The sequence below is a fragment of the Streptomyces sp. NPDC002994 genome (assembly GCF_040611155.1).
In the GTDB taxonomy this organism is placed as follows: Bacteria; Actinomycetota; Actinomycetes; order Streptomycetales; family Streptomycetaceae; genus Streptomyces.
Genome location: NZ_JBEXNQ010000007.1, coordinates 15,428 through 28,061, shown reverse-complemented (window position 1 = coordinate 28,061; position 12,634 = coordinate 15,428). Strand labels below are relative to the sequence as shown.

Sequence of the window (12,634 nt, the reverse complement as noted above, 5' to 3'; positions counted from 1 at the left end):
CGTGGCCACCGAGGCCGGCGTCGGCCGGGCGACCGCGGCGCGGACGCTCGGCGGGTACGGATACGTGAGCCCCGAGTTGAAGGAACGGGTGCTCGCGGCGGCCGAGAAGCTCGGTTACCGCGCGAACGCGCTGGCGCGCAGCGTGTCGACCGGTGTCAGCCACACCCTCGGAGTCATCGTCGCGGACATCGGCAACCCCTTCTTCGCCGGTGTGGTGCGCGGGATCTGCGACACCTCCCGGGCCAGGGGCTTCGACACCATCGTGCTGAGCACCTATGAAAACCTCGATGAGGAGATCGCGGCGACGAACGTACTCATCGACAAGCGCGTCGACGGTGTCATCATCGCGTCCGCCGCGGTCGGGCGCGGTGAAGTGGCCCATATCCGAACGGCGTTGGACCGGGGCATCCCTGTCGTGCTCGTCGACCGGGCGATCGCGTCGCTCGATCTCGATGCCGTCGTCATCAACAACCGGGACGCGGCGCGCGAGGCGGTCGAGACGCTCATCGCGGCCGGGCACCGCCGTATCGGATTCGTATGGGGCCCGCCCGTGGCGAAGGCACCCCGGACCCGGCGTGAACTGCTCGCTGGCGCGGCGCGCAATCTGTGGACCGACGGGGAGCGTCTGCGCGGCTACCTCGACGCGCTCGACGACGCGCACATCCCCTTCGACCCGGAGCTCGTGATGGTCGGGCCCAAGACCGAGGAGCGGGCCACCGAAGAGGTCGTCCGCATGCTCACACTCCCCCGGCGCATCACCGCGCTCTTCTGCACGGAGACCGACGCGGTGACAGGAGCCCTGCGGGCGGTGCGGAGGCAGAAGCTGTCGTACCCGCGGGACCTGTCCCTGATCGGCTTCGACGACAGTGCCTGGGCGGCGGTCATGGACCCGCCGCTGACGATGATCGAGCAGCCCGTGCACCAACTGGGCGCGAAGGCGGCCGAGGTACTCCTCGATCCCCTCGAAGGAGCCGAACCCCGCCGCGAGACGCACACGCTCCGCACGCGCCTCATCGTGCGCTCTTCGGTAGCCCCGCCACAGCCCTCCTGAAGGGACCGTACCGGCGCGCATCCCGCGCGGCTCGACCGATGACTGGATACCGTAACAAACCGGACCAATCATCGAGCAGGAGAGAGCGAAGCCATGGCGGCGCTACCAGAGGGCACCCCCGTGCTGGGCCGACGCGATGTTCACCGATGTGGAGGGCGCCAAGAGTTTCTACGGCGACGTGCTGGGCTGGACCTTCGGTGAGAGTACGGCGGAGTACGGCAACTACACGCAGGCGTACTCGGACGGCAAGGCGGTGGCGGCCGTCGTCCCGCCGATGCCCGGCCAGGACAGCCAGTCGGCCTGGTGTCTGTACCTCGCTTCGCCGGATGTCGCCGCCACCGCCCGCAAGGTCCGTGACAACGGCGGAGAGGTGGTGATGGAGCCGATGGAGGTCGGCGACTTCGGCTCCATGCTGATCGCGAAGGATCCCAGCGGTGCCACGTTCAGTGTCTGGCAGGCGGGCAAGCACGAGGGCTTCGAGAAGCGCGGCGAGCCGGGGGCGTACGCCTGGGCCGAGGTCTTCACGCGCGCCCCGGAGAAGTCGGACGCCTTCTTCCCCGCCGTCTTCCCCTACAGCGTGCAGCGGATGGAGGACGACGCCATGGACTTCAAGGTGTTCAACGTCGGCGACGACACCGTCCTGGGGAGGATGAAGATGACGGACGAGTTCCCGCCGGAGATCCCGCCGTACATCCAGGTGTACTTCACCGTCGAGGACTGCGACGTGGCGGTGTCGAAGGCGACCGAGCGCGGCGGCGAGCTGCACTTCGGGCCGATGGACAGCCCGTTCGGCCGGTTCGCGGCGCTGACCGATCCGCAGGGCGCCGCGTTCGCCGTGATCGACATGAAGACGACGAAGGGCGAGATGCCGAAGATGTCGGCTGCCTGACTTCAGCCCCTGGCCGCCGGCCCCCTGGACCTCGAACCATGCCCGTGGCCCCGACCGCCGGTACGCGGCGGTCGGGGCCAGGGTTCGCGGTCAGACCGCCGGGGCCGGGTAGGTCGGGTACTCCACCCCGGATACGTGCTGGACGACGCGGATGACCTGGCAGGAGTAGCCGAACTCGTTGTCGTACCACAGGTAGAGGATCGCGTCGTCGCCCTCGACCTTCGTGGCGCCTGCGTCGACGATCGAGGAGTGGCGCGAGCCGATGAAGTCGCTCGAGACCGCGTCGGGGGCGCTGGTGAAGTCGATCTGGCGCTTGAGCGGCGAGGTCAGCGACACGTCGCGGAGGTAGTCGAGGACCTCCTCGCGGGTGGTCTCGCGGCCGAGCCGCAGACTGAGGATCGCGATCGAGACGTCCGGCACCGGGACGCGGATCGAGCTGCCGGTGATCGGCGCCTTGAGATCGGGCAGCGCCTTGGCGACCGCGGAGGCGGCGCCGGTCTCGGTGATGACCATGTTGAGCGGCGCGGAGCGGCCGCGACGGTCGGCCTTGTGGTAGTTGTCCAGCAGGTTCTGGTCATTGGTGAACGAGTGGACGGTCTCCACGTGGCCGCGCAGCACACCGTACTCGTCCGCCATCGCCTTCAGCGGCGGGACGATCGCGTTGGTGGTGCAGGACGCGCAGGACAGGATCTGCTCGTCCGGCTTGATCGTGTCGTGGTTGACACCGTGCACGATGTTGGGGACGTCGCCCTTGCCCGGCGCGGTCAGGACGACCTTGTCGATGCCGGGGCGCAGGTGCTTCGACAGGCCCTCGCGGTCGCGCCACTTGCCGGTGTTGTCGATGAGGATGGCGTCCTTGATGCCGTACGCCGTGTAGTCGACCTCCGACGGGTCGTTGGCGTAGATCACCTTGATCTCGTTGCCGTTGGCGATAATCTTGCTGTTCGCCTCGTCGACGGTGATCGTGCCCTGGAACTGACCGTGGATGGAGTCGCGGCGCAGCAGCGAGGCCCGCTTGACCAGATCCTCGACGGCCCGGCCGCCGCCCCCGCGGACGACGATGGCGCGCAGGCGCAGTCCGTTGCCGGAGCCGGCCTTCTCGATGAGCAGGCGGGCGACGAGGCGGCCGATGCGGCCGAAGCCGTAGAGGACGACGTCGCGCGACTCGCAGCGCTCGATCTTGTTGGCACCCGTGGCGCCGGCGACGGCCTCGGCGGTGAACTCCTCCACCGAGAGACCGCGGTCGTCGGTCTTGTACGTCGCGGCGAGCATGCCGATGTCGATCTGGGAAGGGCCGAGATCGAGCGTGGTGAGAACCTGCAGGAACGGCAGAGTCTCGGTGACCGAGAGTTCCCCGCCGGCCATCTGCCGGGCGAATCGGTGGGTCTTGAGGATGCTGACGACCGACTTGTTCACCAAGGAGCGGCTGTGAAGCAGGACCGTGACGTCCCGCTCCCGGTGCAGCTTCCCGATGATGGGGATCATCGACTCCGCGATCTCCTCGCGGTTTTTCCAGTTGGTGAACGAGTCATCATTGACAGTCACAGGTTTATCTTTCGAGCTAGGCGGCGCTCATATGCTAACCCCCCGCTACTTTGATCATTCAATCGGGGGCATCAGGGCGAGCGCAGGGCGAGCCGCCGGCACGGGCTCCGCGAACACAGCCGCCGCCCGGCCGCGCTCTGAGCGTGGCCGGGCGGCGCGGTGACTACGTGCGGCGCGGTGACTACTTGTAGCGCGGCGACTCCTTGTGGCGCGGTGACTCCTTGTCGATGTTGACGCAGTCGTTGCCGTCGGCCGGGTTGAGCAAGCCGATGATGTTGACGCTGTTACCGCAGATGTTGATCGGGGCGTGGACCGGAATCTGGATGAGGTTGCCCGAGAGGACACCGGGCGAGTGCTTCGCCTTGCCCTCGGCGTAGGCGTCGGCCATGGCGGAGCCCGCGCCGCCGAGGACGGCGGCGGCGGCCAGGGCGGTGGCGGCGATCGCGGTACGGATACGCATGTGGCTCTCCTAGAGAAGGATTGGGCACGCTCGTGCGCGCCCCCAGGACACGTGCCCCCTGACGCATGGTCAGCTACGCGTTCCCACCCGGACGGACGCGGATGTTCACGCACATGCGCGCAAGCAGACGCAGACAGGGGCGCCATGGACGTCGCTCCGGCCGTCAATAGAGTGCTCACATGACCGAGAAGTGGTGCTCGTCCGACGCCGAAGTCATGAAGTTGCCCTCCGGCCTGCTCGTTCGCGGCCGGGGGCTGCGTCATCCGCTTCCCCCGGGGCCGGCCCCGTCCTTCGCCGTGTACCTCCTGGGCAAGCAGCCGCCCCCGACCCCATGGGAAGCCCAATGGCTGCGCTGGCCGGACTTCCGGCTTCCGCACGACCGCCGCCAGGCACGGGACGTACTCCAGGAAGCCTTGCGGCGGGCAGCCGCCGAGCGCGTGGAGATCGCCTGCGGCGGCGGTCGCGGGCGTACGGGGACGGCGCTGGCGTGCCTGGCCGTGCTGGACGGGGTGCCTGCGGACGAGGCTGTGACGTACGCCCGTCAGCACTACCACCCGCGCGCGGTGGAGACGCCCTGGCAGAAGCGCTTCGTCCGGCGCTTCGGCGACGACGGGTAGTCGCACTCTTTGGCGATACGGCCAAAGGGCGGCCGGGGTTTTTGGCGCGTACGGCGAACATCCGTGCCCGCGCCTTCCTCATCATCTGCGCATGCAGACAAGAGCACGCCTCATACGACGCCAACACATATCCGGGACCGCCGACGAGAGCGGTCCCCTGCGCCGCACCATGGGCCTGTGGCAGCTCACCACGCTGAGCATCGGGGCGACGCTCGGCACCGGCATTTTCGTCGTGCTCGGCGAGGCGGTCCCGCTGGCCGGTCCGGCGATCGTCGTGTCCTTCGTCCTCGCCGGGCTCACAGCGCTCTTCTCCGCCCTCTCCTACGCCGAGCTGGCCGGCATGATCCCGAACGCCGGATCGTCGTACAGCTACACCTACGCCACCCTCGGCGAGCTCGTCGCCTGGATCTGCGGCTGGTGTCTGATCCTGGAGTACGGCGTCTCCGTCGCGGCGGTGGCGGTGGGCTGGGGTCAGTACGTCAACGAGCTCCTTGAACTCACCGTCGGCCTGTCCCTCCCCGACACCGGCCCGGTCAACCTCCCCGCCGCCGCGGTGGTCCTCCTCGCCACGGCCGCCCTGCTCGGCGGCGCCCGCGAGAGCGCTCGCGTCAACACGGTCATGGTGGGCATCAAATGCGGCGCCCTGATCCTCTTCTGCGCGGTCGCGTTCACGGCGTTCCGGGCGGGGAACTTCCAGCCGCTCTTCCCGCTCGGCGCGGCCGGCATGAGCGCGGGCGCGGCCACTCTGTTCTTCTCGTACATCGGCTTCGACGCCGCCTCCACGGCCGGTGACGAGGCGAAGAACCCGCAGCGGGACCTGCCGCGCGCGATCATCCTTTCGCTCGTCCTGATCACCGTCCTGTACGTCCTGGTCGCCGTCGCCGCGCTCGGCGCGATGAAGTGGCAGGCGTTCGAGGGTACGGAGGCCACGCTCAGCAAGGTCCTCGTCCAGGCGGTCGGCGGCGGCACGCTGTGGCCGGTCCTGCTGTCGTTCGGCGCGGTCGTCGCGACCACCAGTGTCGTGCTCGCCGTCCTGTACGGGCAGACCCGCATCCTGTACGCCATGTCCCGCGACGGCCTCGTTCCGTCGCTCTTCAGCCGTGTCCACCGGCGGACCGGCGTGCCCCGCGCCAACACCCTCATGGTGTCCGGGTTCATCGCACTGCTCGCCGCGCTCGTCCCGCTCGGCAGCCTCGCCGACGCGACCTCCATCGGCACCCTGTTCGCGTTCGGCCTGGTCAACATCGCCGTCGTCGTGCTGCGCAGGCGCCGGCCGGACATGCCGCGCACGTTCCGCGTTCCGTGGGGGCCGGTCCTTCCGGTCCTCGGCACGGCGTGTTGCGCGTACACGATGGCCAGTCTCGGCGCGGACACCTGGGCCGCTTTCGGCCTGTGGATGGCGGTCGGCCTGGGGATCTACTTCTGTTACGGAATCCGCCGTTCGAAGCTGGAGACGACCATCCTGGAGACTCCAGTCCTGGAGACAACGATCGCGAAGGACGGGCCCCGATGACCACTCTCGACCTGACCGCCGATGTCGTGGCACTGACCCGCTCGTTGGTCGACATCCCCTCCGAGAGCGGCCGCGAGGGCGTGCTCGCGGACGCCGTCGAAGCGTCTCTCCTCGCCCTCGGCCACCTCACCGTCGACCGGATCGGCCACTCGGTCGTGGCGCGTACGACGTGCGGTCGGCCCGAACGGGTCGTCATCGCCGGGCACTTGGACACCGTCCCGGTCAACGGCAATCTCCCGTCGCGGCTGGTGGACGACAAGGTGTACGGCCTCGGGGCGTGTGACATGAAGGGCGGTGTCGCCGTCGCCCTTCGTCTCGCCGCGCGGCTGACCCGGCCCGTACGCGATGTCACCTTCGTCTTCTACGAGTGCGAGGAGATCGTCAGCGACCGCAACGGCCTCGCCCGCATCCTCGCCGAGCGGCCCGAACTCCTCGTCGCCGACTCGGCGGTCCTCATGGAGCCGAGCGACGCGGGCATCGAGGCGGGCTGTCAGGGGACGCTGACGGCCGAGATCACGGTACGGGGAGAGCGGGCGCACACGGCGCGTTCCTGGATGGGCGTCAACGCCGCCCACAAGGCGGCCGCACTGCTGCGGCGGCTCGACGAGCACGTCAGCGCGGAGGTGGTGATCGGGGGCCTGGTGTACCGCGAAGGGCTGAACGCCGTCGCCGTACGCTCCGGGGTCGCCGACAATGTCGTCCCGGACGAGTGCGTGGTCACCGTCAACCACCGCTTCGCGCCGAGCCGTTCGGCTTACCGGGCCGAGGCGTACGTGCGCGGCCTCTTTCCCGAGTACGAGCTGAAGGTGACGGACGTCGCGCCGGGCGCCATGCCCGCCACGACGACCCTGACCGAGGCGCTGGACGTCGAACCCCGCCCCAAGCTGGGCTGGACGGATGTCGCGCGCTTCACCGAGCTGGGCATTCCCGCCCTGAACTACGGCCCCGGCGATCCGACGCTCGCGCACACCGCCGGGGAGTTCGTGCCGGTCGCACAGCTCCGTGCGTGCGAGGCGACGCTCACGCGGTGGCTGAGCCCCTGAGTCCCGCGAGGGTACGGAGCTGAAGCCACAGCACCAGTCGCTCGTCGGGGTCGTCGAGGTCGAGTGCGAGGTGGTCCCTGGCCTGTTTGAGGCGGTAGCGGCAGGTGTTGGGATGGACGGCGAGGAGCGCCGCCGCGCGCGCCATGTCGCAGCCCGCGTCGAGGTAGGCGATGAGCGTACGGGCGTAGTCGGTGCCGTGTTCGCGGTCGTACGCCAGGACGTCCCGCCAGGGGCCCGCGTTCAACTCCTCGCGATCGCGCAGCAGTTCGGTGAGGCGGTGGAGGAGGATGCGGGCGCGAAGCTCGTCGGCGGCGGCGACCGCGTCCTCGGTCACCCGCAGCGCGAGGTCGGCGTCGGACCGTGAGGCGCCGGCCTTCGCGAGCCCGGGGACGGCCGGGCCGAGCGCGGCCCGGACCGCGATCCGCAGAGCCTGCCCGGCCCGGGCGCTCACGTCCTCGGCGAACCGCTTCTGGCCCGGGCCGTCCGGCAGCAGGGCATAGACCGTGCCGCCGAGCAGGACGCACGCGCGCCGCCCGTAGCGGGCCTCGCACTGGAGCCGTACGAGATCGAGGAGCCGCAGCGCGGTCTGCTCCCCGGCGGCCGGGGCGAACTGCCCGGCCGCCGCGAAGGACGCCACCCGTACCGGCTCGCTCTCACCGAACCCAAGGGTGCGGGCCGCGCCCGCCGCGTCGGCCGTGCCGTCGAGGACGCGGCGCAGCAGATCGCCGTACTGGTGACGGGCCAGCTCCTCCGCGGCGCGCGCCCGCAACAGGTGCAGGGCGGCGGTGGCGGCGCCGCGCTCCAGCAACTCCTCGGCGCCCTCGGCGAGTTGTCCGTCGTCCACGACCCAGATCGAGCCGAGTGTCTCGCCGCCGGCGCGTACGGCGAGCGCGAGCCGTCCCGACTGCCCGCGGATGGCCGGCAGTCGCACGGCGCCCGGGGCGGCGAAGACGATCCGGTACTGCTCACTGTTCTCGGGGCTGCCCGGGACCTGCCGGCCGAGGATGCCCTGGCGCCTGTCCTCGTCGACGGGCTGCGTCTGGAGCGCCGAGTACGCGAGGACCCGCTGGGCCGGGTCCTCGATGACGGTCGCGCCGCCGATGGCCGCGGCGAGCGCGCCGGCGAGGGCGAAGAGGTCGCCGTGCGCGGCGCCGCCCGCGGCCGCGCCGAGGGCGGAGGCCAGCTGGAGGTGCAGGCGGTGCCAGGAGACGTTCGGGTCGACGGTCAGTACGCCGATGCCGGGCGCGGGGTGCGCCCGGCCGCGTACGACGACTGCCGTGCAGCCCGCCTCGGCGGCCGCCGCGTACGGCGCGTCCTCGGCCCGCACTCCCACGGCGAGCAGAAGTCCGCCCGGTGTGCGCGGGACCGGGGCCTGGGCGTCGTACAGCAGCACCTCGCTCACGGGCGCCGTGAGCCCGGCGGGCGGCGGGGCGACGACGCTCAGGCTCGACTCGCCGAGTGCGTCGAGCAACTGCCCGAGTGTGCAGTTTTCCATTCTGTACTCCCCCTTCTTGGCCGATCTCACAATACGGGGGCGGGGTCAGGCGTCGAGACTCGGTGGCATGACGATCGAGATCCGGACCGTCGGCACGGCCGATGTGTCCGCCATCAGCGCGGTGAGCCGCTTCTTCGCGGAGGTGTGGCAGACGCCGCCGGCGAATCCCCCGTACCCGGCGGAAGTCCTGCAGAGCATTGTCCACGCGGGCGGCGCCGTGCACGCGGCGTATGACGTCAACGACACGGAACGGCTCGCCGGCGCGACGGCCGCTGTCTTCGGGCCGCCCGCCGAGCGGTCCGTGTACTCCTTCGTGGCGGCGGCCGGCGCCTCCGACCGTGGCACGGGTTTCGCTCTCAAGCAGGCCCAGCGCGAGTGGGCGCTGGGGAGCGGCGCGCACACCATGCGCTGGACCTTCGACCCGCTGATCGGCCGGAACGCCCGCTTCAACCTGGTGAAGCTGGGCGCAGTCGCCCCCGAGTACGAGATCGACTTCTACGGCCCGATGGCGGACGGCGTGAACGACGGCGACGAGAGTGACCGGCTCACCGCCGTCTGGGACCTGCGCGCGCCACGCTCGCACGACGCGGCGACGGCCGAGGAGCGTACGGGAGCGACTGTCCTGCGCGACGCGCCCGACGGCGGGCCACTCGCCGTCCGTACCGGCGACCGGATCTGGTGCCGGGTGCCGGACGACTTCGTGGCGCTGCGCGCCAAAGCGCCGGACGAGGCGCTGGGCTGGCGGCGGGCGGTGCGCGAGGTGTTCACCACGGCCTTCGCCGAGGGCTTCGCGGCGACGGGGATGTCACGCGACGGCTGGTATCAGCTCACCCCCGTGAGCGCCGAGGAGGGCACGACCGCATGAAGATCGAACACGTTGAGCTGCTGCATGTGGCGATTCCGCTGGTCACTCCTTTCCGTACCTCCTTCGGGACGATGACGAGCAAGGAAACCTTTCTCCTCCATGTCGTCACGGACGCGGCGGAGGGCTGGTCGGAGTTCGCGGCCGACCCGGAGCCGCTGTACTGCTCGGAGTTCGTGGCCGGCGCGCAGATCGTGCTGCGCGACTTCCTGATCCCGCGCGTCGCCGCGCTGCCCCGGCTCACGGCGGCCGCGGTGGCGCCCGCGACCGCGAAGATCAAGGGGCACCAGCTGGCCAAGGCCACCCTGGAGACGGCTGTCCTGGACGCCGAGTTGCGCGCCCACGGCATGTCGCTCGCCACGTACCTCGGGGCGGTCCACGACCGGGTGCCGGCGGGGGTCTCGGTCGGCATCAAGGAGTCTGTACCGGCGCTGCTCGACGACGTGGCGAGGTATCTCGGGGAGGGCTATCGCCGTATCAAGCTCAAGATCGAACCTGGTTGGGACGTCGAGCCGGTACGGGCCGTGCGCGAGCGGTTCGGAGACGCTCTCCCGCTCCAGGTCGACGCCAACACCGCCTACTCCCTCGCGGACGCCGAACACCTGCGCGGGCTCGACGAGTTCGGGCTGCTCCTCATCGAGGAGCCACTGGACGAGGACGATCTGTACGCCCACGCCCGCCTCCAGGAGCGCATCGCGACACCGGTCTGCCTCGACGAGTCGATCCACTGCGCGCGCGACGCGGCGGCCGCCATCGCGATGGGCGCGGCGCGGGTCGTGAACGTGAAGCCGGCCAGGGTCGGCGGCTATCTCGAAGCCCGCCGTATCCACGACGTGTCCACCGCGCACGGTGTGCCCGTCTGGTGCGGCGGCATGCTGGAGACCGGAATCGGCCGCTCCGCCAACCTCGCGCTGGCCGCCCTGCCCGGCTTCACCCTTCCCGGGGACACCTCCGCCTCGTCCCGGTACTTCGCCGAGGACATCACCGAGCCGTTCGTCCTCCAGGACGGTTACCTGCCCGTGCCGACGGGGCCCGGCATCGGCATCGAGCCGCTGCCGGACGCCCTGCGGCGCTTCACGCGCGCTCGGCAGACGCTGTGGGGCGGGTGAGGTGACGTGGGCGATCCGCGCGGCCCACTCGCTCAGTCGACCTGGACGGCGAGCAGGCAGGCGTCGTCGTCGTGAGCCGTGCGCGTGTAATCGGTAATGATCCGGTCGAGGGTTTCCTCGGGCGAAAGCCCCGCGTTCCCCGACAGGCTCCGGCTGAGGTTGGTGATGCCCACGGTGATGTCTTCGCCCCGGCGTTCGACCACGCCGTCGGTGTAGAGGAGCAGCAGGTCGCCGCTGTACAGCGGCACCGGCGCGGTCTCGTACGCGTACCCGGGCATCAGGCCGAGCAGGGGGCCCAAGTGGTCCGAGGGGAGAGGGGACACCTCGTCCCCGCGCCGCAGCAGTGGGGGCGGATGACCGGCGCACGCCCAGCGCAGGACATGGTCGTGGTCGATATGTCCGGTGATCATGGTCGCGGTCAGCGCTGTCGGATCACTGCACACGAGCTCGTTCAGCCACGTCGCCATCTCACCGGCCGAGGCGCCCGTCTGGGCGAGGCCGGCGAGAGCGTGGCGCTGCTGGGCCATCCGGGCCACGGCGTCCAGCCCGTGCCCCACCGCGTCTCCGATGGCGACCAGTACCCGCCCGTCCGGCAGGCGCCTGCACTTGTACCAGTCGCCGCCGACAGCCGCGTCGGGCTCGGCGGGCAGGTAGGCGGCGGCCACGGTCAGCCCCAGCTCGGCGAGCTCGGCTGAGTGCGTCGGCAGGAGTGCCTCGCGCATGACGGACGCGATACGCCGCTCCGCCTCGGCCTGCTGGCGCAGCGCCTGCGTCTCGCGCTGGGTCTCGGCGAGGCGGCGCCGGCTGCGCATCTGTGGTGTCAGGTCGCGCGCCACGAGGTGCACGGCCCACGGGCGGCCGTCGGTTCCCGCGACGGGTCTGCCGAGCAGATCCAGGGTGCGTACTTCGCCGAAGACACGGAAGCGGATGCGGGTCCAGGAAGGTTCCTCTCCGGCGAGGACAGCACTGATCAGTTCGGCCAGCGCCGGCACCTCGCCGGGCAGGACCGCGTCGCAGAGTTCCGTCAGGGACCACGGCATGCTCGGGTCCGTACGGAAGATGCGGTGCAGCCCCTCCGACCAGTCGACGGAGCCGGAGAGCAGGTCCCAGTGCCCCCAGCCCATCGAGGCGATGTGCTGGGCGTCGAGGGTCAGGCTCTCGGCCTGGCTGCGGGCGGGGAGCCAGGTGGTCAGCAGTTGGTAGCCGCAGGAGGCGGCGTAGTAGAGGAGTGGGGCCCGGCGCAGTCGGCCGTGCCGCTCCTCGGTGTAGTCCACGGTCAGTCCGTTGAGGGCGCGCCCGGACTTGAACACCGCGGTCAGCGCCGCCAGCAGCCCGCTCGTCGCGGCGCCGGGCCGGGCCTCCAGGAACCGCTGCCCCACCTGGCTGTCCGGTGCTTCGAGCCATTGCGCGGAGCGGACGTGGTTGCCGGCGCGAATGACGAAGTCCGTGATCTCGCCGGTCTCGTCCTGGACCGGGTCGAGCAGCGCCGCCGAGACCGGGATGGCCGACATGCTGGAGCACAGGCAGGCCCACGGGTCGTGGCCGGGCACTCCGTTCGGGCAGCCTTCACCGGAAACTTCGCCCTCCGCGCCCACCTCGGCCCGACTGTCGCTCGCCGGCTCCGGTCTTCCGGAGGTGAAGGTCTCCAGTGACCGGCTGCTGATGGGCGACGCCTGGGTGAGGGCGGTCGAGAGCGGCAGGCATGCCTCCGTTTTACGCCGTACGTCCGCGCGCAACGCCGCGATCTCGCGCTCGATGAGCGACTTGAGTGACTCCACGTCGTGGGGCAGGTCCGGCACACCGGGGAGGCCGGGGCCGGGGCCGGGGAGGTCGGGGAGGTCGGGGAGGTCGGGCAGGTTCACGGTGATGACCTCCCGGCGTCGCACGTCAAGATCCGTTCACCTCGATCGTAGGTTCCGCCCCGGACACACGCGAACGCTCACCGCTACCCGGCCGACTGGTGACGAAGGTCCCTGCCGGGCGGGGCTTTAGTCCCGTGTTGTTCTCTTTTCGGACGGAAATACCCAAATCGGAAGATGACGCTGATGCG

10 protein-coding genes and 1 pseudogene are annotated in these 12,634 nt (G+C 70.5%); 7 read left to right on the top strand and 4 right to left on the bottom strand.

All coding sequences use genetic code 11. The annotated features are described in order from the left end of the window. Position 1 precedes the first annotated feature (1 nt). Together ABZX79_RS10710 and ABZX79_RS10705 are read left to right on the top strand one after the other, a co-directional pair. A complete protein-coding gene (locus ABZX79_RS10710) occupies positions 2-1,051 on the top strand; it encodes a LacI family DNA-binding transcriptional regulator (protein ID WP_355254376.1) in 1,050 nt (349 codons plus the stop codon). 93 nt (positions 1,052-1,144) lie between these two features. Beyond that, a pseudogene (locus tag ABZX79_RS10705) lies at positions 1,145-1,940 on the top strand (VOC family protein). 90 nt (positions 1,941-2,030) lie between these two features. On the opposite strand, the gene ABZX79_RS10700 reads toward ABZX79_RS10705, so the two are convergent. Beyond that, the gene (locus ABZX79_RS10700; protein ID WP_355254374.1) at positions 2,031-3,485 is read right to left on the bottom strand and encodes a glyceraldehyde-3-phosphate dehydrogenase; all 1,455 of its coding nucleotides are present in this window, start codon (positions 3,483-3,485) and stop codon (positions 2,031-2,033) included. A gap of 181 nt (positions 3,486-3,666) precedes the next feature. Beyond that, on the bottom strand, positions 3,667-3,945 hold the full coding sequence (locus ABZX79_RS10695; RefSeq protein ID WP_355254372.1) for a chaplin: 279 nt from the start codon (positions 3,943-3,945) through the stop codon (positions 3,667-3,669). A gap of 179 nt (positions 3,946-4,124) precedes the next feature. Between ABZX79_RS10695 and ABZX79_RS10690 the strand changes: the two genes are divergently transcribed. The 3 genes from ABZX79_RS10690 to dapE all read left to right on the top strand — a co-directional run bounded on the left by ABZX79_RS10690 (position 4,125) and on the right by dapE (position 7,118). After that, positions 4,125-4,562, top strand: coding sequence for a protein-tyrosine phosphatase family protein (locus ABZX79_RS10690; protein WP_355254370.1), 438 nt, complete (start codon positions 4,125-4,127; stop codon positions 4,560-4,562). Positions 4,563-4,653: 91 nt separating this feature from the next. Next, positions 4,654-6,075, top strand: coding sequence for an amino acid permease (locus ABZX79_RS10685; RefSeq protein ID WP_355254368.1), 1,422 nt, complete (start codon positions 4,654-4,656; stop codon positions 6,073-6,075). Then, entirely contained in the window at positions 6,072-7,118 is a 1,047-nt protein-coding gene (gene dapE, locus ABZX79_RS10680; RefSeq protein ID WP_355254366.1) for a succinyl-diaminopimelate desuccinylase, read from the top strand. The genes ABZX79_RS10685 and dapE overlap by 4 nt, the downstream gene beginning before the upstream one ends. Here the strand turns inward: dapE and ABZX79_RS10675 are convergent. Further along, the gene (locus ABZX79_RS10675) at positions 7,096-8,613 is read right to left on the bottom strand and encodes a helix-turn-helix domain-containing protein (protein WP_355254364.1); all 1,518 of its coding nucleotides are present in this window, start codon (positions 8,611-8,613) and stop codon (positions 7,096-7,098) included. The two genes, dapE and ABZX79_RS10675, sit on opposite strands and share 23 nt — an antisense overlap. Positions 8,614-8,680: 67 nt before the next feature. On the opposite strand from ABZX79_RS10675, the gene ABZX79_RS10670 reads away from it, so the two are divergent. Beyond that, positions 8,681-9,478 (top strand): chorismate synthase, encoded by a 798-nt coding sequence (locus ABZX79_RS10670; protein ID WP_355254362.1) that lies wholly within the window; start codon positions 8,681-8,683, stop codon positions 9,476-9,478. Next, the gene (menC, locus tag ABZX79_RS10665) at positions 9,475-10,584 is read left to right on the top strand and encodes an o-succinylbenzoate synthase (RefSeq protein WP_355254360.1); all 1,110 of its coding nucleotides are present in this window, start codon (positions 9,475-9,477) and stop codon (positions 10,582-10,584) included. Before ABZX79_RS10670 ends, menC begins: the two co-directional genes overlap by 4 nt. A 32-nt stretch (positions 10,585-10,616) precedes the next feature. Here menC and ABZX79_RS10660 read toward each other — a convergent pair whose 3' ends face one another. Continuing rightward, positions 10,617-12,470, bottom strand: coding sequence for a PP2C family protein-serine/threonine phosphatase (locus ABZX79_RS10660; RefSeq protein ID WP_355254358.1), 1,854 nt, complete (start codon positions 12,468-12,470; stop codon positions 10,617-10,619). Positions 12,471-12,634: the final 164 nt, after the last annotated feature.

Excerpts from the sequence above, each read along its gene's own strand:
- ABZX79_RS10695 (WP_355254372.1), bottom strand. The coding sequence starts at position 3,945 with ATGCGTATCCGTACCGCGATCGCCGCCACCGCCCTGGCCGCCGCCGCC.
- ABZX79_RS10690 (WP_355254370.1), top strand. The coding sequence starts at position 4,125 with ATGACCGAGAAGTGGTGCTCGTCCGACGCCGAAGTCATGAAGTTGCCC.
- ABZX79_RS10685 (WP_355254368.1), top strand. The coding sequence starts at position 4,654 with ATGCAGACAAGAGCACGCCTCATACGACGCCAACACATATCCGGGACC.
- dapE (WP_355254366.1), top strand. The coding sequence starts at position 6,072 with ATGACCACTCTCGACCTGACCGCCGATGTCGTGGCACTGACCCGCTCG.
- ABZX79_RS10675 (WP_355254364.1), bottom strand. The coding sequence starts at position 8,613 with ATGGAAAACTGCACACTCGGGCAGTTGCTCGACGCACTCGGCGAGTCG.
- ABZX79_RS10670 (WP_355254362.1), top strand. The coding sequence starts at position 8,681 with ATGACGATCGAGATCCGGACCGTCGGCACGGCCGATGTGTCCGCCATC.
- menC (WP_355254360.1), top strand. The coding sequence starts at position 9,475 with ATGAAGATCGAACACGTTGAGCTGCTGCATGTGGCGATTCCGCTGGTC.